The organism is Allopusillimonas ginsengisoli (assembly GCF_004153455.1).
Lineage (GTDB): Bacteria > Pseudomonadota > Gammaproteobacteria > Burkholderiales > Burkholderiaceae_B > Allopusillimonas > Allopusillimonas ginsengisoli.
On the sequence record NZ_SDQE01000003.1, the window covers coordinates 173473 to 198258 of the forward strand.

Consider the following 24786-nt stretch of genomic DNA (forward strand, 5'->3'; position numbering starts at 1 on the left):
GGCATTACCGAGACACCTCGAAAGAGGCGCGCCTGACGGGGCTTGCGCCAACGATTTCGCGATGCGCCTCGAGATAATCGCCCAGGCTGGCATCTTCGCTGGCGTTCGCCATGACCTGAACACCGCCCAAGCCTTCGTCTTCAGTGAAATACGGCAGGGCCACCCATACCACCGAGGCAACGGCCGCCGCCACCGCCAGGCCGGACAGGCCCATGCGCAAATGGCTATGGCGGCCAAGGCGAGGCGCAACGATATGCGGTTCGGCATCAATGGCCTTGGATATCCGGGCGTAGAAAAAATCGGTCGGCTTGATGGCAAGATCGGGATTGCGCAGCGTATCGCCGATAAGATGATAGGTATCCCATACTTGCCGGCCGTAGGGGGTATCCAGCTCTTCTGGGCGTATCTCGCCTTCTCCGTCTATCCATGTTGAGACGGACGCCTCCCAGGAGGCTTGCTCCTGGTCATGTATTGATTGATCGGCGACTTGCATTCGTGGCTCCTTACCAGCGACGTTCAGACTCATTGCCCAGCACGGGGCGCAGTTGCGCGGCGATAGCCTCGCGAGCCCGGAAAATCCGGGAGCGGACCGTGCCTATCGGGCAGCCCATACTTTGAGCGATGTCTTCGTAGCTCATACCTTCGATCTCACGCAACACAATAGCAGTTCGCAATTCTTCCGGTAAGGTATTCATGGCCGCGTTGACGGTTTCAACGATTTCGCGGCTGGCCACCATCGATTCCGGGGTGCTATTGTCAGTTAGGTTGTCAATTTGGCTAAAAGTTTCACCGTCCTCGGTTTCGATTGCATTTAGCGTGATCGGGCGGCGCATGCTGGCGGACTGCCAATTGCGCGCCGTATTGATGGCAATACGATACAACCAGGTATAAAAAGCGCTGTCTCCGCGAAACTGCGGCAGTGCGCGATAGGCCTTGATAAAGGCCTCCTGGGCCACGTCTTCGATGTCGGCGGGGTCACGTATCATGCGTGCCAGCAGACGCATTATTTTGCGCTGGTATTTGAGAACGAGCAGGTCGAAGGCGCGCTTGTCGCCGCGTTGCACGCGGGCGACAAGTTCAGCATCGACGTCGCGTTCACTCATGCTTTTTCCTTGTTCAGGGCACGCTCGGGCATGGCAGCCTGCCTGGCCACCTGCAACCGCAATTGCCGCCAGTCTGGCCCGGACAGACTGGATTTCCAGATCGACAGATCACAGTGTGCCGCCGGCGCGTCTGGGTCCGCCCTCTGGAATCTGAGCGTCACCCAGGCCGGCGCAAGCCAGGCGTGTGCAAGACGCAACACGCCCCGCTGGCCCGGGTCAAGCTCCCAGAAGCCAGACTCGTGCAGGGACAATATACCCGCAAACGGGAAAGGTTTGCGTCCCAGCATTCGCAAAAAAGCCAGGAGACGGGTGTGCCGGATCTCCCAGCGGTACCGAGGAATGGCCCGCGCGAATTGCGCCCGTGGGCGCCGGTAAGGCGAGACGGGCGCTGCGCGCGCCGTGCCTTGAGCTGTGGCGTCGCCCGGCATGGCCGGACCACGCGCCGCGGATGCAGCCGGATGCACCAGGCGGGGCCCCAGCCTAAATCCTCCGGACAATCATGGAACCGTTGGTGCCGCCGAACCCAAAGGAATTGGAAAGCGCAACGTCGATCTTGATGTCGCGCGCTTCGTTGGCGCAGTAGTCAAGGTCGCACTCAGGATCCTGATTGAAGATGTTGATGGTGGGCGGCGAAACCTGGTTGTACACAGCCAATGTGGTGAACACCGCCTCGATGCCGCCCGCAGCGCCCAGCAAATGCCCGGTCATGGACTTGGTCGAGTTGACGACGAGCTTCTTGGCGTGGTCGCCGAAAGCCAGCTTGAGGGCTTCGGTTTCGTTCTTGTCGCCCAGCGGCGTGGATGTGCCGTGTGCGTTGATGTATTGCACTTCGTCGGGGTTGATGCCGCCGCTGCGCAATGCATTGACCATGCCGCGCCGGGGGCCGTCGCGATCAGGGGAGGTGATGTGGTGAGCGTCGGAGCTCATGCCATAGCCCACGAACTCGCCATAGATGCGGGCGCCGCGCTTGCGCGCATGTTCGTACTCTTCGAGCACCAGCGCGCCCGCGCCTTCTCCGAGCACGAATCCATCGCGGTCGCGATCCCAGGGACGCGAGGCAGTGGTAGGGTCGTCGTTGCGGGTAGACAGGGCGCGCATGGCGGCAAAGCCCCCAATGCCGAGCGGCGACACGGTTGATTCGGCCCCCCCTGCAATCATGACATCGGCGTCGCCATACTCAATGAGCCGAGCGGCGTCGCCGATGGAATGCAGGCCCGTCGTGCAGGCGGACACCACCGCGTAGCTGGGGCCTTTCAGGCCCAGTTGAATGGACAGCTGGCCGGAAATGAGATTGATGAGCGAGGCAGGAACGAAGAACGGCGAAATACGGCGCGCACCACGCTCCAGGTATTCGGTCTGGGTTTCTTCGATGCGTGGCAGCCCGCCTATGCCAGACCCCAGGATGACGCCATGGCGGTCTGCGTTGGCGTCGGTGATTTCCAACCCCGAATCGCGCCAGGCCTGCACGCCCGCCGCCAGGCCGTAATGGATAAAGGTATCCATCTGCTTGGCCTCTTTGGCGGAGATGTACTGTGTGACATCGAAACCCTTGACCTCACCCGCTATACGGGCACTAAGCGCGGACGCATCAAAGCGAGTGATGCTGCCGATACCCGAACGCCCGTTGACGATATTGTCCCATGCGCTGTCCAGATCGTTGCCGACCGGCGACACAATACCCAGGCCGGTAATGACGACACGTCGTTTCACGGATGACTCCTGAATGAAAAAGGCGGTTTGAAGTGAACAAGCGCACCACCCAGCCAAGGCAACGGCAGCCCGGGCAGGACAGCGGGACTATTCCCTAGAAACCGCCTTGGGACGACGCAGCGTATTACCCGCGCGTCGACCGGAAAGTTGATTTTACTGCTTGCTGTGCGAGTTGATGTAATCAACAGCTTGCTGAACCGTCGTGATTTTTTCGGCCTCTTCGTCCGGAATCTCGGTTTCGAATTCGTCTTCGAGTGCCATCACGAGCTCGACCATATCGAGCGAATCGGCACCGAGGTCGTCAAGGAAGGAAGATTCGTTCTTGATCTCGGCTTCGTTAACGCCAAGTTGTTCAGCGACGATCTTCTTGACGCGCTGTTCGATGCTTTCCATGCAGATCTCCAAGTGGGGAAAATTCCCGCGAATTATAGCCAAACGAAAAATTTATTGGTGCTGGCCATGATAAAAAATGGCATTACCTGTTTGAGAAAGCCTGCAATGGGCAGGCGCGCATCCCCAACAGGAACACCTCTAAACCGAACAGATTTTACCCTACAGGAGGGCAAAGTTCGGTGAATTACATGTACATTCCGCCATTCACGTGCAGGGTCGTACCCGTAATGTAGCCTGCCTGCGGTCCGGCCAGAAAGGCGACGGCAGCCGCCACATCCTGGACATCGCCCAGGCGGCCCAGCGGAATTTGCGACAGAATAGCCGACGTTTGCCCGTCGTTGAGCGCACGTGTCATGTCGGTATCGATAAAGCCAGGCGCCACACAGTTGACGGTAATGCCACGGCTGCCCAGCTCGCGCGCCAGCGCGCGCGACAATCCTGCTACACCGGCCTTGGCAGCGGCATAATTGGCCTGGCCTGCATTGCCGATGGAGCCGATCACCGAAGTAATGTTGATGATGCGGCCGGCCCGCGCTTTCATCATCGGCCTGGTCACCGCCTTGGCAAGCCTGAACACCGAGGAAAGATTGGTATCGATGACCGCCTGCCAATCGTCATCCTTGAGACGCATGGCCAGGTTATCTCTGGTGATGCCGGCGTTGTTGACCAGGATGTGAGGCCCGCCCTCGGCAGACAATTCGGCAACGAGCTGATCACACCCCGCCGCGTCGGTAACGTTCAAGACCACGCCCCGGCCGCCCGAGGCTGACAGCATGTCGGAAATGGCCTGCGCACCGGATTCGGACGTCGCCGTGCCCACGACGCGCGCGCCTTGCGCAGCCAGCTCGAGGGCAATCGCCTTGCCGATGCCGCGCGTCGCACCGGTAACCAGCGCGATCTTGCCTTCCAGTTGTTGTGTATTTTGCATTCAGTCCTCCTTCAGTCCTTCAGGGTATCCAAAGCCGCCTGCAAGGATGCAGGATCGGTGATGGCCAAGCCGACCAGATCGCGGTCAATGCGTTTGGTCAGCCCCGCCAGCACCTTGCCAGGGCCGCATTCGACCACATGGGTAACCCCTTGAGCCTTCATGGCATGCAAAGTTTCCACCCAGCGCACCGGATGCCACGCCTGACGGACCAGCGCATCGCGGATGGCCGCTGGATCCTGCGGGCTGGCCACATCCACATTGTTGATCAAAGGCATGGCGGGCGCACCGATGGCCATTTGCGCCAAGGCGCGCTGCAATACTTCGGCCGCCGGCTTGAGCAGGCTGGAATGAAATGGCGCAGACACGGGCAGTACGAGCGCGCGCTTGGCGCCTTGCTCGCGCGCCAGATCGCAGGCGCGTTCAACAGCACCCTTGTGTCCTGCAATCACGACCTGCGCCGGCGCATTGAAATTGACGGCCTCGACAATTTCGCCCTGCGCAGCCCGCGCACAGACGTCTCTGACCGCGTCGTCGGACAGGCCGAGAATGGCGGCCATGCCACCCGTGCCAACCGGCACCGCCGCCTGCATGGCATCCGCCCTGATGCGCACAATGCGTACGGCGTCTTCGAGCGACAAGGCACCGGCAGCCACCAAGGCGGAATACTCGCCCAGGCTATGTCCGGCAACGATGTCTGGCCGCCTGCCGCCAGCCTGCAACCATGCCCGGTAAACGCCCACCGCTGCGGTCAGCATGACGGGCTGCGTATTGGTGGTGAGATTCAGATCGTCGGCAGGCCCCTGCGCGATCAAGGTGCCAAGATCCTGCTCCAGCGCTTGTGAGGCTTGGACCAGCGTGTCGGCCACGGCCGTGTTGCCAGCCCAGGCATCCAGCATGCCGACCGATTGCGAACCCTGTCCAGGGAAAACAAAAGCGATTTTCATGAATTAAGGGCAATATAGAGGTTGAAGGAAACCAGCCAGTCGGCCGGCGGTTCGACGGCTGACGCTACATGCGTGACAGTACGGAACCCCAGGTAAAGCCGCCGCCAACGCCTTGCATCAGCACCAGATCGCCAGATTTGATGCGGCCGTCGCGTCGTGCAACATCCAGCGCCAGCGGTACGCTGGCAGCCGAGGTGTTGGCATGCTGGTCAACGGTAATGACCACTTTGTCTTCGGAGATACCCAGACGACGCCCAAGAAAGTTGATGATACGCACGTTGGCCTGATGCGGCACCAGCCAGTCGATGTGTGTAAAGTCGACGCCGGCCTGATCACAGACCTCGTGAGCCGATCTGGCGAGCGATGTGACGGCCAGCTTGAACACGGCCTGGCCATCCATGCGCAGGAAGGGATCGCCCACGACCTTGCCATGCGCAACATTGCCTGCGGCGCACAATATCCTGGACTGACTACCGTCGGCGTGAAGCTTTGCGCCCAAAATGCCCGGCTGGTCTTGGGCGCTCAATACCACCGCACCCGCGCCATCGCCAAAGAGCACGCAGGTGCTTCGATCGTTCCAGTCGAGAATCCTGGAAAAGACTTCGGCGCCAATGACCAATGCCGTATTCGCCCTTCCGGCCTGAATAAAGGCATCGGCCGTGGACAGCGCATAGACGAAGCCGCTGCATACGGCCTGCACGTCAAAGGCTGCCCCGCCTGATGCGCCCAGTTGATCCTGCACAAGGCAAGCGGTGCTGGGGAAGACGAAATCCGGCGTGGAGGTGGCAACAATGATGAGGTCGACCTGTGCCGCATCGATGCCTGCGTTCTCGAGGGCAGCCTGCGCCGCCCTGGTGGCCAGTTGGCTGGTGGTCATGCCGGGATCGGCAATATGGCGCTGGCGGATGCCCGTGCGCTCCACAATCCAGGTATCGGAAGTTTCTATTTGCCGCGTCGCAAGGTCTGCGGCCAAATCGTCATTGCTTACTATGCGAGGAGGCAGGTAGCCACCCGACCCGATTATCTTGGCATAAGGCATGGTGCTATCCAGGTACCTGGCTAAAGCCCAGGATCAGAAGATTCGTTGGTGGGGGCGGCTGCCTTGGCTGCCGCTTCCTGAAGGCTCAGGCGCAGGCTGTCGATGGCCTTGGTCGTGCCTTCGAGCAAACCGTTGTGCACTGCCCCGCGCGCGCGCTGCAGTGCCCAGCCAAACGCATAGGCGTCGGCCGAGCCGTGGCTTTTTATGACTATGCCGCGCAAGCCCAGCAAGGCAGCGCCATTGTAGCGTCGATTGTCGACCCGGTCGCGCAGACGATTGAGCGCCGGCTTGGCAAGTGCGCCCGTTGCCAGCGACCAGGCGTCGCGCGTGAACTCGGCTCGCATCATGGTGGCGATCATCTTGGCGACACCTTCGATCGACTTGAGCACGACATTGCCCACGAAACCGTCGCAGACAATGACGTCGACAGTACCCTTGCAGATGTCGTCGCCTTCGACATTGCCGTAGAAGTTCAGGGCGCTGCCGCGCAACAGCTCCGCGGCCTGTTTGACCACTTCGTTGCCCTTGATGACCTCTTCACCGATATTGAGCAGCCCAATGGTGGGATGCTCGCGATGATCGACGGTGGACGCCAGCGCCGACCCCATGATGGCAAACTGAAGCAGATGTTCTGCAGAGCAATCGACGTTGGCGCCCAGGTCCAGCATGGTGGTCGCCCCGCCCTTGACATTGGGAATGGACGTTGCAATCGCCGGACGGTCTATGCCATCCAGCGTTTTGAGCACATAACGCGAAATGGCCATCCACGCGCCGGTATTACCCGCGGAAATGCAGGCATCGGCCCGACCATCCTTGACAGCCTGAGCTGCGACACGCATGGACGAGTCTTTTTTCCGACGCAGCGCCACCTCGACGGAGTCATCCATCAGGATGATTTCGGAGGCAGGAAGAATTTCGTACCAGTCGCGAGGCAGTTGCCTGCCCACCCCTTTGAGGGCGTCTTCGATGGCGGCAGGCTGGCCCGCGAGCAGGAAGCGCGTATCAGGGTTTTGCAAGGCGAATTGATAGGCAGCCGGAATAGTGACCGGCAGGCCTATGTCGCCGCCCATGCAATCGATGGCGATGCGAATTTCAGTTGCGGACATCAGGTGCGCAAACTGTGGCTTTTGCAGTGTGCGTGCAAAACGGCCGATTATTCGTCGTTTTTGGTCTTGATGACTTTACGGCCGCGATAGATGCCGTTGGGGCTGATGTGGTGACGAAGATGAAGCTCGCCCGAAGTGGGTTCGATCGCGGTGGCAGGCGCCGTGATGAAATCGTGCGAACGGTGCATGCCACGCTTGGACGGGCTTTTCTTGTTTTGCTGAACGGCCATGATTACTCCTGTAAGCGGATGGCGTATTTTACGCGACGATCCGCAAGTTGAATGCTGCGTTGAATCAATCTTTCTTCAGTTTTCCCAGCACCGCGAATGGCGAGGGCCGGGCATCATCGCTGCCGGAATCCGCGAGAGCTTCGGGCAGCGACGGGCATACTTCGTGCTTGGGCACATACGGCAGGGCGAGGATGAGTTCATCTTCGACCAGGGCAAGAACATCCATGCGCTGAGTGCCAACTATACGCTCGGTGACTTCGTCCTCGTCTTCCTCGCGCGCCTCCAGGGCGTCGAGCTCTGCTTCGGATTTCATTACCTGCAGCGTGTTTTCGGCTTGCACCTGATACACAAAGGGCTGCATGCAGCGCTGACAGACCAGCACCGGACAAGCCCTGATGCCAACATGCAGCCAGTGGCGCCCGACCGTATCGGTTTCGCCCTTGAGCGACCACGACACCATGGCGTTATCCTGTTGCGCGGGCAGGTCGCCAACAAGGCGCTCAAAGCGAACAATCGGCGTCTCGCCCTGCACATCAGACCCAGAGCGAACCAGCCCGAAGCTATCGATGTATTGCGTGCCACCCTGCTGCATGAATAAAGCCACCTTACCGTGCTTTCAAGCACAAGGAAAACGTTAGATAATAGCGTGTTCCGGTATTTACAGTCAAACATTCACTCGCCTATGCGTCTCATCCTGGCATCAAGTTCCCCCTACCGCCGCGAATTGCTCCTGCGATTGGGCCTGCCCTTTGCCGCAGAATCGCCCGACATCGACGAAAACCCGCTCCCCGGCGAAAAACCCGCCGACCTGGCGCTGCGCCTGTCTCTGGCCAAAGCCCAGGCCGTGGCCAGCCGCTACCCGGGCGATCTCGTTATTGGCTCGGATCAGGTCGCCACACTCAATGGCGCCCCCATCGGCAAGCCCGGAAACTTCGAGCGTGCCCGCGCACAACTTGAAGCGCTCAGCGGCCAGGCCGTAGAATTCCATAGTGCGCTTTGCGTAACCGACGGTCAGCGTACGGAATCCGACGATGTAATCACCGAATGTCGTTTTCGCACACTGACGCCACTGGAAATCACCCAGTACCTGCACCGCGAACAGCCATACGATACCGCGGGCAGCGCCAAGGCCGAAGGCCTGGGCATCGCATTGATGGACAGCATGCGGTCAGACGACCCGACCGCCATCATTGGCCTGCCGCTCATTGCGCTGTGCCGAATGCTGCGCAGTTTCGGACTCAACCCGATAGGCTGAACCCTGTCGCACAGATCGGCACCGCCGGATCCGCGTCAGCCGCCCTGCTTGTACGGGCCCACCCTCCCCTCACTGGCACAGGAGCCAACTTGAATATTACCGGAACGCTGCACCTGATTCCTGTCGGCCTGGGCGCCGCCCCCACCGAGACCTGGCTGCCCGCCACGGTCCGAGAAGTCGCCGGTCGCCTGCATACCTACATCGCCGAAAACGCCAAGACAGCGCGAGCCTTTCTCAAGCTGGTCGGCACCGTCCGCCCGCTGCAGGACATCACCATCCACACCCTGGACAACAAGGTCAACGCCAGCCAGATGCGCGGCTGGCTGCAACCGCTGCTCGAGGGAGGTGAAATCGGCCTCGTTTCAGAGGCAGGCTGTCCCGCAGTCGCCGATCCCGGCGCCCGGGTTGTCGCCGTCGCGCACGATATGGGAATACGGGTTGCGCCCTGGGTAGGGCCCTCTTCCATTTTACTGGCGCTCATGGCCAGCGGGATGGATGGCCAGCGCTTTGCCTTCCATGGTTACGCCCCCATTGATCCCTCGGATCGAGCGCGTCAGATCAAGGCCTGGGAGCAGATGTCCAAAAGGCATGAACAAACGCAAATACTGATCGAGACACCCTATCGCAATGAAGCGATGCTGGAGACGCTCAAGCAGACGCTTCAGGCGACAACACGGCTGTGCGTGGCCCGCTCCCTGACCACACCAGAGGAATGGGTACAGGCGCACGCCGTTTCCCGGTGGAAATCCATGCCGGCGCCCGACCTTGCCCGAAAACCGGCCATTTTCCTGTTTCAGGCGGCGCGGTAATGGATCGCCTGGCACTGCGCCCTGCCCATCGACGCGCGAGCGGGCTAAGCCGCTGGCTGCGCTTGCCCAGCGTCGGCGCGGTGCTGATGCTGGCGGCGTGCTCCACCTATCAACCCGGCAAACTCGAAATAGATCGCAGCATCCAGGCAAAAAGCCAGAACAGCCGCGTCGAGGTCCTGGTGCTGCACTACACCTCTACCGGCAACGAAAACTCGCTCAAGATATTGTCTGAACGCAATGTCAGCGCTCATTATCTGGTGACTGACGAGCCGCGTCCCCACGTCTATATGCTGGTAGACGAAAATCGTCGCGCCTGGCACGCCGGAGTCAGCAACTGGTACGGCCGCAGCGATATCAACACCAGTTCGATCGGGGTGGAGATCGTCAACCCTGGCCGCGAGCAAGGGCAATGGGCACCCTATCCGTCAGCACAGATGCACACCGTGGCGGCATTGTTGGCAGACATCATTCGGCGACATCAGATCAAGCCACATAATGTGGTGGGCCACAGCGATATCGCGCCACAGCGCAAGATCGACCCAGGCCCGCTATTTCCGTGGCAAGCGCTGGCCCGGCAAGGCATAGGCCGCTGGTACGATGAACCGCAGGCCCGGCAATATGCCGCGCAATTCCAGGACCAAGGGCTGCCGGATACGGCCTGGATACAGGGCGAGTTAAAGCGCGTGGGCTATGAAACGCCCCAAACCGGCGCTCTGGACAAGGCCACGCGCAACGTGCTGGCCGCCTTTCAGATGCATTATCGACCCAGCCGCCACGACGGCGAACCCGATGCTGAAACCCTGGGGATCTTGAAAGCGCTGCGCTGAGCTGGCTGCGCGATCAATAATTGCGCCGCAGATCCATGCCCTGATACAGGCCGGCCACCTGCTCACCGTAGCCATTGAACGGCAGCGTTTTCGCGCGAGGGGCGAAGAAGCCTTCGCCGATACGCCGCTCGGTCGCCTGGCTCCAGCGAGGATGCGGCACATCGGGATTCACATTGGCAAAAAAACCATATTCGTTTGCCGCTGCCTTTACCCAGCTGGTCATGGGCATTTTTTCGGTAAAGCGTATCCTGACGATGGATTTTCCGGATTTGAAACCATATTTCCAGGGAATCGCAACCCTTAGCGGCGCGCCATTCTGGTTGGGCAACACTTTGCCGTAGAGCCCGAATACCAGCATGGTCAGTGGGTGCATGGCTTCGTCGATGCGAAGCGCCTCGACATACGGCCAATCGAGAATACCAGCCCGCAGGCCAGGCATGTGCTCTGGCTGCATGGCCGTGGTGAATTCAACGAATTTGGCATTGCCGGTAGGCTCGACCTGTTTAAGCAGGTTCGACAACGAATAGCCCACCCAGGGAATGACCATGGACCAGGCCTCGACACAACGAAGTCGATAGATGCGGTCCTCCATGGGGGCCAGCGCGAGCAGATCGTCGATATCGAATACGCGTGGCTTGGCGACTTCGCCTTCGATGCTGACTGTCCAGGGCCGGATCACCATATCGCCGGCGTACTCCATGGGATCCGTCTTGCCTGTGCCAAATTCGTAGAAGTTATTGTAGGAGGTGATGTCTTTCTCGGAGGTGGGCTTGTCGGCCAGCCGGTAATCGCTATTTGCCGTGGCCGGCAGCGCATCGCGGGATTCGTCCGCATTCGCTGCCCAGGCCGGCGCGAGCCCTCCCGCGCCCAGGGCCACGGCGCCCAAGCCGGCCAGCCGAAGCCAGCGGCGACGGGATTGCCAGATTTCTTCGGGGGTGATTTCGGATGGCGCAATGGATGGCGGCAAAATAACGGACACGACACTCTCCTTGCTGAGGTTCTGCTTATAGACGCCATCAGGACAGCGTAAGTTCCGCCCTGCCCGCTAAACCCGCGCCATCAGCCAGTCCTGCATCTCGGCCACACTGGATACCATGATCGTTGGCTGAGCCTCAATCAGGGTTGGCGTATCGTGCGCGCCATACGTAACGGCCATACTATCGACACCTGCTGCGGTCGCCATGTGGATATCGTGCGAGGTATCGCCCACCATCAAGACTTGCGCCGGTTCCAGGCCGAGGAAAGCCATGATTTCGTTGAGCATGGCCGGATCGGGCTTGCTGATGGACTCATCCGCGCAGCGGGTGACATGAAAATGATCGGTCAGGCTGGTGGCGGCAAGCACCCGGTTAAGCCCGACCCGGTTCTTGCCAGTGGCGACGCCCAGCGACACCTGACGATCCCGCAGGCCCACCAGCAAATCGGCCACGCCATCAAAAAGCTTGATATGAGGATCCCGGGCCAGAAAATGATGGCGATAACGGGCCAGAAAGCTGGGTAACAGCTCGGCCGACAGCGTGGGGACGCAACGGTACAGCGCGCTTTCGAGCGACAACCCGATAACCCAGGCGGCCTCCTGGGCCGATGGCACAGGCAGCGCCAGATCCGCGCAGGCAAATTGAATGGACTGCACGATGGAATGCGTGGAATCCATCACCGTACCGTCCCAGTCGAACACTACCGCTGAATAACGTTTCATTGCTTGCTCCCTTCGAGATAGCGGAGTATAGCCACACACTCGGGAGGCAGCGGAGATTGCAGGGACAATGGCTCACCCGACACAGGATGCGGAATATCGAGCTGGCCGGCGTGCAGAAACATGCGGCGCAAGCCCAGCCGGGCGAATTCGCCGCGTACGTCGTCGGGGCCGTATTTTTCGTCTCCCACGATCGGATAGCCCGCGGACGCCAGATGCACCCGTATCTGGTGAGTGCGCCCCGTGCGCAGCTCCGCCCCCACCAGCGTGTAGCGCCCGTAGCGCTGGCGCAGCGTGATGATTGTGTGGGCCGCCTTGCCCTGGGAATCCACTTTTACCCGCCGCTCACCCCCGGCAGTAAGCCACTTGAGCAGAGGCTGGCGCAAGTGCTGCCTATCGTTGACCCAATCCCCGACCACCAGCGCCTGATAGTGCTTGCGGCCGCCCCCCTCGCGCAACATGTCGTGCAAACGCAACAGTGACTTGCGCTGCTTGGCGACCATGAGCAAGCCGGATGTCTCGCGATCGAGCCGGTGGACCAGCTCCAGAAGCCGGGCATCGGGCCGGGCGGCCCGCAACTGTTCAATCACCCCGAAGGAGACCCCGCTGCCTCCATGGACAGCCACGCCGGCGGGCTTATCGAGCACCAGCAAGGCTTCATCCTCATAGATAATGGGAAAGCTGCCCGCCGGCACGCGCCTGGGCTCGCCCGGATGCGGCAGCCGCAATGGCGGCACGCGGACGAGATCCCCCGCGGCGAGCCGATAATCGGCAGCGATGCGACCTTTATTTACACGCACCTCGCCGCTTCGTATCGCTTTGTAAAGATGGCTTTTCGGCACGCCTTTGCACTCGCGCAGAAGAAAGTTGTCGATGCGCTGGCCGGCCTGCTCAGCGTCGATTTCGACAAAACGCACGCTTGGGGCCTGCGGGGATTGAACAACTATTTTGCGCATAGGGAAAAGCAGAATATAATCACATCAGCCTATAGAAGCTGAAAAACGCCTAACGTAGAGATGCAAGGGTGCGTCTCCGTCGGTCGATCAAGGCCATATTGTAATGCCTGGGTTTCAGCTTCTGGGTCATTAGGTCGCCGGGGCAAGGCGCGATCTGCTGGATAGTGGCATGGCGAACAGCCCGCTATCAGCATGCAAGCAGCCACCCGCGTGCGACGCTGAATCTTTTACAGATGTCATCGTTTTATGCACCAGGCGCGTCATCCACGCGTCTGCCGTTCCAGCAACTTCTGTCAACTACACATAGTGAACCTGACCTTCCTGCTGACCGAACCGCGTACATACCTTTCGTACGCTGTGCCTTCCCGATACAGGGGGGGCACAGTCTGACGCTGTCAGCCTTGCCTCCCATACAGATTTAGCGCCACACACCCAGTGACCCGCGGTCGTGCGCCGATTTACGGTGCGCCATGACTACGGAGAATCACCTCATGAAACGGATGTTGTTCAACGCAACGCACCAAGAAGAACTACGCGTTGCTATCGTCGACGGTCAAAAACTCATAGACCTCGACATCGAAACCGCCGGGCGCGAACAGCGCAAAGGCAATATCTACAAAGGCGTCATCACCCGCATCGAGCCTGGCCTGGAAGCCTGCTTCGTCAGCTATGGCGAAGAGCGTCACGGTTTTCTTCCCTTCAAGGAAGTTGCCCGCGGCTACTTCAAGGAAGGCGTGGATGTACGCAGCGCGCGTATCCAGGATGCCCTCACCGAAGGCCAGGAACTCATCATCCAGGTCGAAAAGGAAGAACGCGGCAACAAAGGCGCCGCGCTCACCACCTTTATCTCGCTGGCCGGTCGCTATCTCGTCCTGATGCCCAACAACCCGCGTGGCGGCGGCGTATCGCGCCGCGTCGAAGGCGAAGATCGCCAGGAACTGCGCGAAACCATGGACCAGCTCGACCTGCCCGCAGGCATGAGCATCATCGCCCGTACCGCGGGCATTGGCCGTAGCGTCGAAGAACTGCAATGGGATCTATCCTATTTGATGCAGCTTTGGGGCGCCATTGATGTGGCCGCCAAGGAAAACAGCGCGCCCATCCTGATTTACCTGGAATCCAGCCTGGTCATTCGTGCCATCCGGGATTACTACTCGCCCGATATCGGCGAAATCCTCATTGATACCGACGATATCTTCGAGCAGGCCACCGCCTTCATGAGCGTGGTCATGCCCGACAGCGTGCAGCGCGTCAAAATGTATCGCGACGACATTCCCCTGTTCTCGCGCTTTCAGATCGAACACCAGATCGAAACCGCTTATTCCCGCACGGTGCAATTGCCTTCCGGCGGCTCCGTGGTCATCGATCACACCGAAGCGCTGGTCGCGGTCGACGTCAACTCGGCACGCTCGACGCGCGGGTCCGACATCGAAGAAACGGCGATGCGCACGAATCTGGAAGCAGCCGACGAAGTCGCCCGCCAGTTGCGCCTGCGCGACCTGGGCGGCCTGATCGTCATCGATTTCATCGATATGGAAGACAGCAAGAACCAGCGCGCTGTGGAACAACGCCTGCGTGATGCGCTGCATTTTGACCGCGCCCGCGTCCAGATGGGAAAAATTTCCCGTTTTGGCCTGATGGAGCTTTCGCGCCAGCGCCTGCGCCCGGCCCTGAACGAAGGCTCGCATATTACTTGCCCGCGCTGTAATGGCACAGGCGTGATCCGCGACGCTGAATCCAGCGCCTTGCATGTGCTGCGCCTGCTTCAGGAAGAAGCCATGAAGGAAGGCACCGCCGCCCTGCACGCTCAGGTACCGGTCGATGTCGCAACCTTCCTGCTCAACGAGAAGCGTCACGATATCGCCAAGATCGAATCACGGCTCAAGGTCAACCTCATCCTGATACCAAACAAGAATCTCGAAACGCCGCATCATCATATCGAGCGACTGCGTCACGACGACACGCGTCTGGAAGAGAACAAGACCAGCTTCGAACTCGCGGCTCAGCCCGAAACGCCCACCACCTGGGCGCCGAACAACAGCCAGGAAGCCAAGGCCCGCCCCGAAGCGCTGGTCAAGAGCATCGCCCATTCCAAGCCCGCACCGCGGCATGCCGAACCACAGGCCAAACCTGCCGCAGTGACCCATGCCCAGGGTCCTGGCCTGATCAAGCGATTGCTGGGCTGGCTGACCGGCACGCCTGCAACGCCAGCCGTTCAGGAAGAATCCGTTGCTACCGAGACCAAGACCGCGTCCGGCAGCCGTGGACGTCATGGCCGCGGCGGCGACCGTCGCGACCGCGGCGCGAATGACCGCAATCGTCAACGCCGCGGCGAGCGCCGTCCCGACGCCGAAAAGAGCGAACTCGCCGCAGCGCCCAAGACACGTCGGCAAGCCGGCCAGGAAGGCGCCCGCAACGCCGAGGAACAGCGCCCAACCGCCGCCCCTGCAGCCGCCGCGGAAACCGGCAACAGCAATGGTGGCCGTGGCCGTAACCGCCGGGGCCGTGGCCGCAATCGCCGCGACGAAACCGCGACGGATACGACGGATGCCGTTGTCGCAACCGCCACGGTGGCCAACGGCGCAGCAGCGCCGATCGCCGCTACACCGGTCGAGGCTGACGAGAGCCGGGTTTATGCCGAAGCTGCCACAGCCGACAGCAACCTGGACACCAGCACCGACAGCCGCCCTCAAGCCACCGATGGCGAGCAAACGGATCCGGAGCGCAAGCGCCGCCGCCGTCGCAGCCGTCGTGGCCGCCGCAGCAACGAAGGCGAAACGGGCGCCGTCGGCGTCGAGGCCGCCACCGACCAACACGACAATGACCAAGGCAGCGACAGCCACAGCGACCGGGACAGCGACGACCGCCAGACAGCAGACTTCAACCCTGCCGTTCTGCCACCCATAGCCACCGGGCAAGGTGATGCGGTGCAGCCTATCGCTTCTGCCGCCCATACCGACCGTGAAGCGCCTGTGGCCATCGAAACCAACGTGGCCACGCACACAAGCACTGCGCCTGTTTCCACCGAGGCAGCGACACAGCCGGCGGCGGGAGCAGCGCCTGAGCCCGTGAACCGCGAGGCATCCTCGTCACAGGCCAGCCTTGAAGAACAGGGTGTCTCGGCCACGCTCGACGACGCTGCGGGGCCAACCGATGCGGCAACGACAGCGCTCACTACCCACGCCAGGGACTCCAGGCCGGATGCCTCGGAAGAGGCCGTGGCCGAGCCTGTCGCACCCGCGTTCAACACTCAAGCGCCTCTTGCTGCAGGCGGCAGTCCCGACACCTTCGTCGAGACCGTCACCGCTGTGGAAAGCGCTGAGGGTGTGGAACCCGTCAAGGCTGTAGACGCGGGCGAAACCGTGGAAGCGGCCAAGACCATAGACACCGCTGAAGCTGTGGAGACCGCCAAGGCTGCCGACACCGCCGAACCCGTGGAAACTGTCCAGGCTGTAGAAGCCGCCGAACCCGTGGAACCCGCCAAGGCTGTAGGCGCCGGTGAAACCGTGGAAACGGCCAAGGCCGTAGATACCGCTGAAGCCGTGGAGACTGCCAAGGCTGTCGACATCGCCGAGCCCGTGGAAACTGTCAAGGTTGCGGACACAGCTGGCATCGAGGAAACCGTCAAGGCTGAGGCCCAGGACACGATTGCGGCCATGCCCGATGCAGAGATGGACGAAACCGACGCAACGGCTGAGCAGCACGACACAGCCATCAATGGCAACAGCCATCCACTGGATCGCGTGCTGGCCGATGCTGGCATGCAACTGATCGAGACCCGGCATACGCCTGCCCCGATCGTCACGCAACCGCCCGCCCGCCTGGGCCGTGCCCGCAAAACGGTCACTGTCATACAGGACGAGCCTTTGCAGCAGGTCGAAACGCACTAAGCGCTATGTGTGATGCCTGCCATCGCAAGATGACAGGCAACAAAAAGGGCCAGATCCGCAAAAGATCTGGCCCTTTTTGCGAGTTCCAGCGGAATCTCGCCTCAGGGTGCTGTCAGCGACCTGCTACGCCTTGGCGATGACCTCGATGGACTGGCGTCCCAGCAAGGCCAGCAGATGGGCGAGTTCGCGGCGCATTTCACGACGATCCACCACCATATCGATAGCGCCTTTTTCCAGGAGGAATTCGGCGCGCTGAAAGCCCTCGGGCAAGGTTTCCCTGACGGTTTGCTCAATGACACGCGGTCCCGCAAAACCAATCAGGGCCTTAGGTTCGGCAATCACCACATCGCCCATGAAGGCAAAGCTGGCCGACACGCCACCCATGGTCGGATCGGTGAGGATACTGATAAAAGGCAGCCCTTCAGCGGAAAGACGGGTGAGCATGGCGTTGGTCTTGGCCATCTGCATCAGGGAAAACAGGCTTTCCTGCATGCGAGCGCCACCCGAGGCCGCCACACAGATAAACGGTGTACGGTTCTTGATGGCTTCCTGAACGCCGCGCACAAAGCGCTCGCCGACCACCGAACCCATTGAGCCGCCCATGAACGAAAACTCGAAGCAGGCCAGCACCACAGGAACAGCGTGAATACTGCCACTCATGACGACCATGGCTTCGGTTTCGCCAGTCTGTTTGGTGGCCTCTGCGACACGCTCAGGATATTTGCGGCTATCCTTGAACTTGAGGGGATCCATGGGACGGGTATGCTGGCCGATTTCGACCCGGCCATCCGCATCAAGCAAGGCGTCAATGCGCGCACGTGCGCCCAGACGCATATGCTGTCCGCACTTGGGGCAAACATTCAGCGTCTCCTTGAGATCTTCTTTGTACAGCACGGATTCGCAGGCCGGACATTTGACCCAGAGCCCTTCAGGCACCCGCCGCCCGCCATCGCTATTGCGATTGATACGCGGGGGCAGAATTTTATCGATCCAACTCATTGTTTATCCCTGTAGGAACCCGGCGCACAGCCGGGGGTTTATTCTGTTTTACCTTTGACTTGCCTTGCGTCGCAAGCCGAGGCCTTTAAATTGTCGTCATCGGCTATCGGGAAGCGCTTGCCGGACGGTTGCCAGCCATGCGGATGCCGCGTCGATCGCCTGTGCCGCCGCGGCTTCGCTGTCTTTACCCGCCTGTTGCGCCTGCGCTACAGCAGATTCCATGGTCTCGATCAGCTTGCTGCCGATCACGACGGCGTCTGCGCAGCTTGCCAGGCGCTTTGCGCTCTCGGCATCACGAATGCCGAACCCGACGCCCACGGGTATGGTGACGTGCTCGCGAATGCGGGACAATTGGCGCGCGACGTCGTCTACATCGATATTCCCCGCGCCAGTCACCCCTTTCAGCGACACATAATAAACATAGCCTCGAGCCACCTTGGCGATTTTCCGGATACGGTCCTCGGTCGAGGTGGGCGCCAGCAGGAAAATAGGATCAACACGCACCTTGGCCAGCTCGGCGGCAAAATCCTCGACCTCCTCTGGCGGATAATCCACAACCAACACGCCATCGACACCTGCCTCGGCCGCCCGGCGGGCGAATTCTGCCTGACCTATGTGTTCGATCGGATTGGCATACCCCATCAGCACCACAGGCGTATCGCTGTCCTGCTGGCGAAAACGGCTCACCATATCCAACACCTGCGTCATGCCGGTCCCGCGCGCGATGGCACGTTCCGCCGCGCGCTGGATAACGGGCCCATCTGCCATGGGATCGGAAAACGGAACACCCAGTTCGATGACGTCTGCGCCAGCGGCAACCAGGGCATGCATGAGCGCTGGCGTAGACGCGACGGAAGGATCTCCCGCCGCAATATAGGGAACGAGCGCCGTGCGCTCAGCGGCGCGCAACTGCTCGAAGGTCGCGGCCAGCCGTTGATTGGAAGATGTCATGATGAGTAACCTGCCTTACAGGGTAATGCCGCTGAAGTCGGCCACAGTATGCATGTCTTTGTCGCCCCGCCCGGAAAGGCAGACGAGTATGATTTTGTCTTTGGATAGCGTAGGCGCCAGCTTGACCGCCTGCGCGATCGCGTGCGCGGACTCGAGCGCCGGCATGATGCCTTCGCAGCGACAGCACTCGTGAAACGCAGCCAGAGCCTCCTGGTCGTCGATGACCTCGTAACTGGCGCGGCCACTGTCCTTGAGCCACGCATGCTCAGGGCCAACCCCGGGGTAGTCCAGCCCGGCCGAAATGGAATGCGTCTCGACGATCTGCCCGTTGCTGTCCTGCATGATATAAGTGCGGTTGCCGTGCAGAACGCCTACTGATCCGGCATTGAGCGAGGCGGCATGGCGGCCAGTGTGCAGGCCCTCGCCCGCAGCCTCCACGCCCACAAGCTGCACGCTGTCGTGATCGATATATGGGTGAAATATGCCCATGGCATTGGATCCGCCGCCCACCGACGCGATCACGTAATCGGGCTGGCGGCCTGCGTCTGCCGGCATCTGCTCAAGGCACTCCTTGCCGATCACTGACTGGAACTCGCGCACCATCTTGGGATAGGGATGCGGGCCTGCCACCGTACCGATGATATAGAACGTGTTTTCCACATTGGTGACCCAGTCGCGCATGGCTTCGTTAAGCGCATCCTTGAGCGTGCGCGAGCCAGAGTCCACCGGGACGACGGTGGCGCCCAGCAGCTTCATGCGATAGACGTTGGACGCCTGCCTGCGGACATCTTCACTGCCCATATAGACGATACACTCAAGCCCGTAACGCGCCGCCACCGTGGCCGTTGCCACGCCATGCTGGCCCGCGCCGGTTTCGGCAATGATGCGCGGCTTGCCCATGCGCCGGGCCAACAGGATCTGCCCGATGCAGTTATTGATTTTGTGCGCACCCGTGTGGTTGAGGTCTTCGCGCTTGAACCAGATCTGCGCGCCGCCCAGCCTTTCAGACCAGCGCCTGGCATGGTAAACAGGGCTGGGGCGCCCAACGAAATGCTTGAGCTCGTGGGCGAACTCGGCAAGAAAATCCGGATCCTTGCGGTAGGTATCGTAGGCGACGCGCAGTTCGTCCAGCGCGTGCACGAGCGTCTCCGCAACGAATGAGCCGCCGTACTGGCCAAAGTGTCCCGTTTCGTCGGGCAGGGTATAGGATGTCAAGGCTTAACTCTCTTACACTAGAAGACCACAACGGCCGTGGCGGCCATCGCACGGGTAAACGGGCATTTTACCAGCCCGGGGCGCAAGGCGAGCATGCCGACCTCGCCAACCCGGCAAACCTGTTGATAACCTTCGCACGACGAGGCGCCAACGCAATGGCCGCCCCTATTGCCGGCCTGCCGTCACCCCGGACAGTTCATTGAGCGCCGCCAGCGCGCGCCCTATCTGCTCACCGTTACGCACCTCTATCGTGAAGATCATGTGAGCAAGCGAGCGGCGGCTGTGCGTGTTGACGCCAACGACTTTGAGTCTCAGCTTGGCAAAGACGTCCGACAGGTCCCGCAGCAAATTAGGCCGATCGGGCGCATGAATGGCAATATCGATGGGATACAGCGCATCGCCGGTGTCACCCCAATCGACATCGATCAGACGTTCGGGATGACGGATCGCCAGCGCTGCATAGGCCGCGCAATCACGGCGGTGAATGGAAACTCCCCTGCCCCGCGTCACAAAACCCACAATATCGTCTGGAGGAGCCGGCCGGCAGCAGCGCGCCAGTTGGGTCAGCAACGCGTCCACCCCCACAACCAGTACGCCACTTTTGCCCGTACGCGCTACGTTCTCAGTGCCGCTTTCGTACACCCGGGCTTCTGGCTCCGCTCCTTCGCCCGCCAACTCGGAGGGACGGCCTTTTCCCGTCAGCAGGTAATCAATCTGGCGCAAGCTGAATTCTTCTTTGGCAACCGCAATGTATAAATCGTCGGCGCGGGCGAAATCCAGCTGCTGGGCCATCAGCTCCATGTTGACCGCAGTCTTGCCCAGGCGCTGAAGCTCTTTTTCCACCAGGGCCTGCCCCTGGGAAATACGCTGCTGCAACTCAATAGCGTTGAACCAGGCCCTTACTTTGGCGCGTGACCGGTTACTCGCCAGAAAACCAAGCTGCACATTCAACCAGTCGCGCGAAGGACCGCCAGACTTGGCCGCCACGATCTCGACAGTCTGCCCCGTGGTCAACTGCGTTTGCAGCGGCACCATCTGCCCGTCCACCCGCGCGCCCCGGCAGCGATGCCCCAGATCCGTGTGCAAATGATAGGCGAAATCCACCGGCGTCGCGCCCGCGGGCAACTCTATCACGCGGGCCTGCGGGGTCATGACGTAAATGCGCTCATCCTTTCTAGGCGCCGTCGCGGCATCGACCGGGGAGCCGTCTTTTTCCCAGGCCAGCAATTGGCGCATCCAGGCGATTTTCTGATCGTAGGCGCCGCCCGCCGAAACCTGGCCGCCACGCGTGCCCGCCTCTTTGTAGCGCCAGTGAGCAGCCATCCCGTACTCCGCGAATTCATGCATTTCGCGTGTACGGATTTGAATTTCAAAAGTACGTCCTTCTTGGTCTGACACGACCGTGTGCAAGGACCGATAGCCGTTGGGCTTGGGCCTGGAGATATAGTCGTCGAACTCGTCGGAGACCGGCGTCCAGAGCGAATGAACCAGGGCCAGCACGGCATAACAGGCGCGCTCGTCCTCGACGATGACACGCAGCGCGCGCAAGTCATACAGCTGGTTGAATGCCAGGTGCTTGTTGCGCATCTTGTTCCAGATGCTGTAGATATGCTTGGGTCGGCCACTGACCTCTGCACCGATGCGCGCATCCTTGAGACTGGCCTGCACACTGGCGACCGCTGCGGCAATATGTGCCTCGCGCTCCACGCGTTTTTCTTCCAGCTGGCGCGCAATGGCCTTATAGGTATCCGGATGCATGAAACGAAAGGCGAGGTCTTCCATTTCCCATTTGATCTGCCAGATGCCCAGTCGATTGGCCAACGGCGTGTACAGCTCCATGGTTTCGCGCGCGAATTCGCGCGGGCATGGGGTACGCGTGGCAGCAAACCATCGTAGCGACTGCAATCGGGAGGCCAGGCGAATCAGGACAATGCGCAAATCTGCCGCCATGGCCAGCAGCATTTTGCGCTGCATTTCCTTTTGCTCGGTGCCATCCGCCGTATTGTCATGGACCTTGCCCGCCAACCGGCCAAGGCGCAGCAAGGCTCGCGTGCCCTGGACCAAGGTCATGACATCCGGGCCGAATGCCTTGCGCAATGCGTCGCCGCGCAGATGGGGATCCGCCTTGCCATCCGCTTCGGGCAGCACAGACAAAAGGCAACTGGCGCGGGTTTCCGCATCTGCGCCAATGCTGGCCAGCACCCGCGCCACCTCGGCGCTGTGGGTCTCCATTGGTTCGCCCGTACTCGCCCGCAGGCCGTCCAGACGTCCACCCACCCATTGCGCAGCGCGACTCAACAGCTCGACACCGGCTGGGTCGAGCCCGTGGCCGGCATCTTCCAGCCACTGCTGGTCGAAAGGCGGAGGGGGTAACTGAGGCGGCGATAACAAAGCCATAAGCGGACGGTGAAACAATGCAAAAACGCGCAGTAGTACGCAACCCTTCTATACTAACTTGTCCTGCAAATTACACCTCGATTATGGACAAGCAAGCACACAAGACACTATTGATCGTGTGGCATTCTCGCACTGGCGCGGCGCGCCAGCTGGCCGAAGCCGCGGCGCGGGGCGCGCGCGACGTAGCCGTCGAGCTCGACGCGTTGCTGAACATCGAGCTGAAGCAGGCTGACCAAACGCAGGCCGCAGACCTGCTGGCAGCGCAAGCCTACTTGTTTTGCGCCCCGGAAAACCTGGCGGCGCTGAGCGGCGCCATGAAAGAGTTCTTTGATCGCAATTATTATGCAGTGCTGGATCAGTTGAATGGGCGGCTCTATGCACTGGCCATCAGCGCCGGCTCGGATGGCAGCAATGCCGTACGGCAGGCCGAACGCATCTGCACGGGCTGGCGCCTGACGGCTGTCGCGCCAGCGCTGGTCGTCAATACAGACGCACAGTCACCTGAAAGCATTCTGGCCGAAAAAACGCTAAGTACACCCGACCTTGAGGCTGCCGCGACCTTGGGCGGGACGCTGGCCGCGCTGATACTGTAAGCAGAACGGCAAGGCGCTCCGACTGCGCCGCAGGCACGATGGGCATGCCGCCAGCAGAAAGAGCACCTTGACTTCATCACGGCAGCGCAGCGGTGACGACGATCTCGACCTTGTAATCCGGATTGGCCAGGCGGGTTTCAACAGTGGCACGCGGCGGCGCATTGCCGGCCGCAACCCATGCATCCCACGCCTTGTTCATGCCATCAAATTCTTTCATGTTGGCCAGGAAAATCTGCGCCATCAGGATGCGCGTCTTGTTGGTACCTGCCGTGGCCAGCAAACGATCAATGGTGTGCAACACCTGCGTCGTCTGCCCTTGGATATCCAGCGACGCATCGTCTGGCACTTGCCCTGCCAGATATGCCACGCCATTGAAAATGGCCATGTCGGACAAACGTTTTTCAACATTCACGCGTTCAACTTCATTCATTATGGTGCTCCGTGGGAAAAAATCTTCGCCGGCCTCGCGGCTTGAGCAAGGCGGCACTGCGCAGGCATCAACCAGCAAGAATCAAGCCGGCGGCAATTGGAATACCTGTCTGAGATAGGCAAGATAGGCGGGGTCGTCGCACATGGTTTTTTCGGGCGCATCTGAAACCTTGGCCACTGGCTGGCCATTGCAGCGCACCATTTTCATGACGATCTGCAGCGGCTCATGGCCAAGGTCGTTGGTCAGATTTGTACCGATGCCAAAAGACACCCTGCAACGGCCCGCAAACCGCTTGGCAAGGTCGATCGCGCGGGGAATGGTCAGCGCGTCGGAAAAAACCAGCGTCTTGGTGCGCGGATCCGTGCGATTGGCCACATAATGCGCCAGCAAACGCTCGCCCCAGGCGAAGGGATCGCCCGAATCATGCCTTGCGCCATCAAAGAGCTTGCAGAAATACATATCGAAGTCACGCAAGAAGGCGTCCATGCCGTAAACGTCGGACAGGGCGATGCCAAGATCCCCCCGGTACTCCTTGGCCCAGACCTCCAGCGCATAGACCTGGGAATCCCGCAAGCGGGGGCCGAGCGCCTGGCAGGCCTGAAGATACTCATGCCCCATGGTGCCCAGCGGCGTGACGCCGTGCTTCATCGCCAGCTTGACGTTGCTGGTTCCGGCAAAGTGCACACCCATGTTGGCCTTCATGGTCATCACGACTTCTTCGTGCCAGACCTTCGAGAAGCGCCGGCGGGTGCCGTATTCGGCCACGCGGAAGTCCGCCAGCTCCGGGTCATCCGTTACAAGTTGCATTTTCTTGCGCAAGCGTTCCCGCCCTTCTTCCCAGGCAGGATCACGGCACACATTGCGGAAATAGACTTCATTAACAATGGCCAGCACCGGGATCTCGAACAGGATCGTGTGCAGCCACGGCCCCTTGACGGTAATTTCGATCTCGCCAGGTATTTTGCTGGGCTGCACCAGGATGCTTTTTTCGGGAAGATGGAACAGACCAAGAAAATCGACGAAATCGCTTTTTATGAATCGCAAGCCGCGCAGATACTGGAGCTCTTCACGCGTGAACTGCAATTTGCACAAAGCGCTGATTTCGTCGCGGATCTCGTCCAGGTATTTGACCAGATTCACCCCGGGCGTACGGCACTTGTAGCGGTACTCCGCATGCGCGCCCGGAAAATGGTGCAGCACCACCTGCATCATCGTGAACTTGTATAGATCCGTATCTAGTAACGAGGTGATTATCATTGCCTTGCATAGGGAAAGTATTTCGGCTGCAACCTGGCCTGACTACGATTGCTCTGAG

At 60.6% G+C, this 24786-nt stretch carries 25 protein-coding genes; 5 read left to right on the forward strand and 20 right to left on the reverse strand.

What is annotated here, in order from left to right:
* Window positions 1–4: 4 nt before the first annotated feature.
* The 11 genes from ERE07_RS08880 to ERE07_RS08930 form a co-directional block, all read right to left on the reverse strand.
* Complete coding sequence (locus ERE07_RS08880) at window positions 5–493, reverse strand: sigma-E factor negative regulatory protein (RefSeq protein WP_130008463.1); 489 nt, start codon at window positions 491–493, stop codon at window positions 5–7.
* A 10-nt stretch (window positions 494–503) separates the two neighbouring features.
* Window positions 504–1103: an RNA polymerase sigma factor RpoE gene (rpoE, locus tag ERE07_RS08885; RefSeq protein ID WP_130008464.1), complete on the reverse strand. Its 600-nt coding sequence runs from the start codon at window positions 1101–1103 to the stop codon at window positions 504–506.
* The gene (locus ERE07_RS08890; RefSeq protein ID WP_130008465.1) at window positions 1100–1600 is read right to left on the reverse strand and encodes a hypothetical protein; all 501 of its coding nucleotides are present in this window, start codon (window positions 1598–1600) and stop codon (window positions 1100–1102) included. Before ERE07_RS08890 ends, rpoE begins: the two co-directional genes overlap by 4 nt.
* A complete protein-coding gene (gene fabF, locus ERE07_RS08895) occupies window positions 1584–2813 on the reverse strand; it encodes a beta-ketoacyl-ACP synthase II (RefSeq protein ID WP_130008466.1) in 1230 nt (409 codons plus the stop codon). The genes ERE07_RS08890 and fabF overlap by 17 nt, the downstream gene beginning before the upstream one ends.
* A 153-nt stretch (window positions 2814–2966) precedes the next feature.
* Window positions 2967–3206: an acyl carrier protein gene (gene acpP, locus ERE07_RS08900; protein WP_003800961.1), complete on the reverse strand. Its 240-nt coding sequence runs from the start codon at window positions 3204–3206 to the stop codon at window positions 2967–2969.
* Window positions 3207–3390: 184 nt separating this feature from the next.
* Window positions 3391–4134 carry a 3-oxoacyl-ACP reductase FabG gene (gene fabG, locus ERE07_RS08905; RefSeq protein WP_130008467.1) on the reverse strand — a complete coding sequence of 248 codons (744 nt, stop codon included), beginning with the start codon at window positions 4132–4134 and terminating at the stop codon, window positions 3391–3393.
* Window positions 4135–4145: 11 nt separating this feature from the next.
* Window positions 4146–5078, reverse strand: coding sequence for an ACP S-malonyltransferase (fabD, locus tag ERE07_RS08910; RefSeq protein ID WP_130008468.1), 933 nt, complete (start codon window positions 5076–5078; stop codon window positions 4146–4148).
* A 64-nt stretch (window positions 5079–5142) separates the two neighbouring features.
* Window positions 5143–6117: a beta-ketoacyl-ACP synthase III gene (locus ERE07_RS08915; RefSeq protein ID WP_130008469.1), complete on the reverse strand. Its 975-nt coding sequence runs from the start codon at window positions 6115–6117 to the stop codon at window positions 5143–5145.
* 20 nt (window positions 6118–6137) lie between these two features.
* The gene (gene plsX, locus ERE07_RS08920) at window positions 6138–7223 is read right to left on the reverse strand and encodes a phosphate acyltransferase PlsX (protein ID WP_130008470.1); all 1086 of its coding nucleotides are present in this window, start codon (window positions 7221–7223) and stop codon (window positions 6138–6140) included.
* Between the two features lie 47 nt (window positions 7224–7270).
* Window positions 7271–7453: a 50S ribosomal protein L32 gene (rpmF, locus tag ERE07_RS08925; protein WP_130008471.1), complete on the reverse strand. Its 183-nt coding sequence runs from the start codon at window positions 7451–7453 to the stop codon at window positions 7271–7273.
* Between the two features lie 64 nt (window positions 7454–7517).
* Window positions 7518–8057 (reverse strand): YceD family protein, encoded by a 540-nt coding sequence (locus tag ERE07_RS08930; protein WP_245153579.1) that lies wholly within the window; start codon window positions 8055–8057, stop codon window positions 7518–7520.
* 78 nt (window positions 8058–8135) lie between these two features.
* On the opposite strand from ERE07_RS08930, the gene ERE07_RS08935 reads away from it, so the two are divergent.
* The 3 genes from ERE07_RS08935 (at window position 8136) to ERE07_RS08945 (ending at window position 10344) form a co-directional block, all read left to right on the forward strand.
* Window positions 8136–8708 (forward strand): Maf family nucleotide pyrophosphatase, encoded by a 573-nt coding sequence (locus tag ERE07_RS08935; protein WP_130008473.1) that lies wholly within the window; start codon window positions 8136–8138, stop codon window positions 8706–8708.
* 95 nt (window positions 8709–8803) lie between these two features.
* Window positions 8804–9517, forward strand: coding sequence for an SAM-dependent methyltransferase (locus ERE07_RS08940; RefSeq protein WP_130008683.1), 714 nt, complete (start codon window positions 8804–8806; stop codon window positions 9515–9517).
* Entirely contained in the window at window positions 9517–10344 is an 828-nt protein-coding gene (locus ERE07_RS08945; protein ID WP_130008474.1) for an N-acetylmuramoyl-L-alanine amidase, read from the forward strand. Before ERE07_RS08940 ends, ERE07_RS08945 begins: the two co-directional genes overlap by 1 nt.
* Before the next feature lie 13 nt (window positions 10345–10357).
* On the opposite strand, the gene msrP is transcribed toward ERE07_RS08945, so the two are convergent.
* The 3 genes from msrP to ERE07_RS08960 form a co-directional block, all read right to left on the reverse strand.
* Window positions 10358–11323, reverse strand: coding sequence for a protein-methionine-sulfoxide reductase catalytic subunit MsrP (gene msrP, locus ERE07_RS08950; RefSeq protein WP_130008475.1), 966 nt, complete (start codon window positions 11321–11323; stop codon window positions 10358–10360).
* A gap of 66 nt (window positions 11324–11389) precedes the next feature.
* Window positions 11390–12043: an HAD-IA family hydrolase gene (locus ERE07_RS08955; RefSeq protein ID WP_130008476.1), complete on the reverse strand. Its 654-nt coding sequence runs from the start codon at window positions 12041–12043 to the stop codon at window positions 11390–11392.
* Window positions 12040–13011 carry an RluA family pseudouridine synthase gene (locus ERE07_RS08960; protein WP_425330968.1) on the reverse strand — a complete coding sequence of 324 codons (972 nt, stop codon included), beginning with the start codon at window positions 13009–13011 and terminating at the stop codon, window positions 12040–12042. The genes ERE07_RS08955 and ERE07_RS08960 overlap by 4 nt, the downstream gene beginning before the upstream one ends.
* Before the next feature lie 476 nt (window positions 13012–13487).
* Here ERE07_RS08960 and ERE07_RS08965 point away from each other — a divergent pair, with 476 nt between their 5' ends.
* Complete coding sequence (locus ERE07_RS08965) at window positions 13488–16886, forward strand: Rne/Rng family ribonuclease (protein WP_130008478.1); 3399 nt, start codon at window positions 13488–13490, stop codon at window positions 16884–16886.
* A gap of 123 nt (window positions 16887–17009) precedes the next feature.
* Here ERE07_RS08965 and accD read toward each other — a convergent pair whose 3' ends face one another.
* The 4 genes from accD to ERE07_RS08985 all read right to left on the reverse strand — a co-directional run bounded on the left by accD (window position 17010) and on the right by ERE07_RS08985 (window position 22448).
* Entirely contained in the window at window positions 17010–17885 is an 876-nt protein-coding gene (gene accD, locus ERE07_RS08970; protein WP_130008479.1) for an acetyl-CoA carboxylase, carboxyltransferase subunit beta, read from the reverse strand.
* Between the two features lie 96 nt (window positions 17886–17981).
* Window positions 17982–18836: a tryptophan synthase subunit alpha gene (gene trpA, locus ERE07_RS08975; protein WP_130008480.1), complete on the reverse strand. Its 855-nt coding sequence runs from the start codon at window positions 18834–18836 to the stop codon at window positions 17982–17984.
* A gap of 15 nt (window positions 18837–18851) precedes the next feature.
* A complete protein-coding gene (gene trpB, locus ERE07_RS08980; protein ID WP_130008481.1) occupies window positions 18852–20051 on the reverse strand; it encodes a tryptophan synthase subunit beta in 1200 nt (399 codons plus the stop codon).
* Window positions 20052–20216: 165 nt separating this feature from the next.
* The gene (locus ERE07_RS08985; RefSeq protein ID WP_130008482.1) at window positions 20217–22448 is read right to left on the reverse strand and encodes a RelA/SpoT family protein; all 2232 of its coding nucleotides are present in this window, start codon (window positions 22446–22448) and stop codon (window positions 20217–20219) included.
* A gap of 83 nt (window positions 22449–22531) precedes the next feature.
* On the opposite strand from ERE07_RS08985, the gene ERE07_RS08990 reads away from it, so the two are divergent.
* Window positions 22532–23041 carry an NAD(P)H-dependent oxidoreductase gene (locus ERE07_RS08990; RefSeq protein WP_130008483.1) on the forward strand — a complete coding sequence of 170 codons (510 nt, stop codon included), beginning with the start codon at window positions 22532–22534 and terminating at the stop codon, window positions 23039–23041.
* 76 nt (window positions 23042–23117) lie between these two features.
* Here ERE07_RS08990 and ERE07_RS08995 read toward each other — a convergent pair whose 3' ends face one another.
* Window positions 23118–23471: a RidA family protein gene (locus ERE07_RS08995; RefSeq protein WP_130008484.1), complete on the reverse strand. Its 354-nt coding sequence runs from the start codon at window positions 23469–23471 to the stop codon at window positions 23118–23120.
* Between the two features lie 81 nt (window positions 23472–23552).
* Complete coding sequence (pncB, locus tag ERE07_RS09000) at window positions 23553–24728, reverse strand: nicotinate phosphoribosyltransferase (protein ID WP_130008485.1); 1176 nt, start codon at window positions 24726–24728, stop codon at window positions 23553–23555.
* Window positions 24729–24786 lie beyond the last annotated feature (58 nt).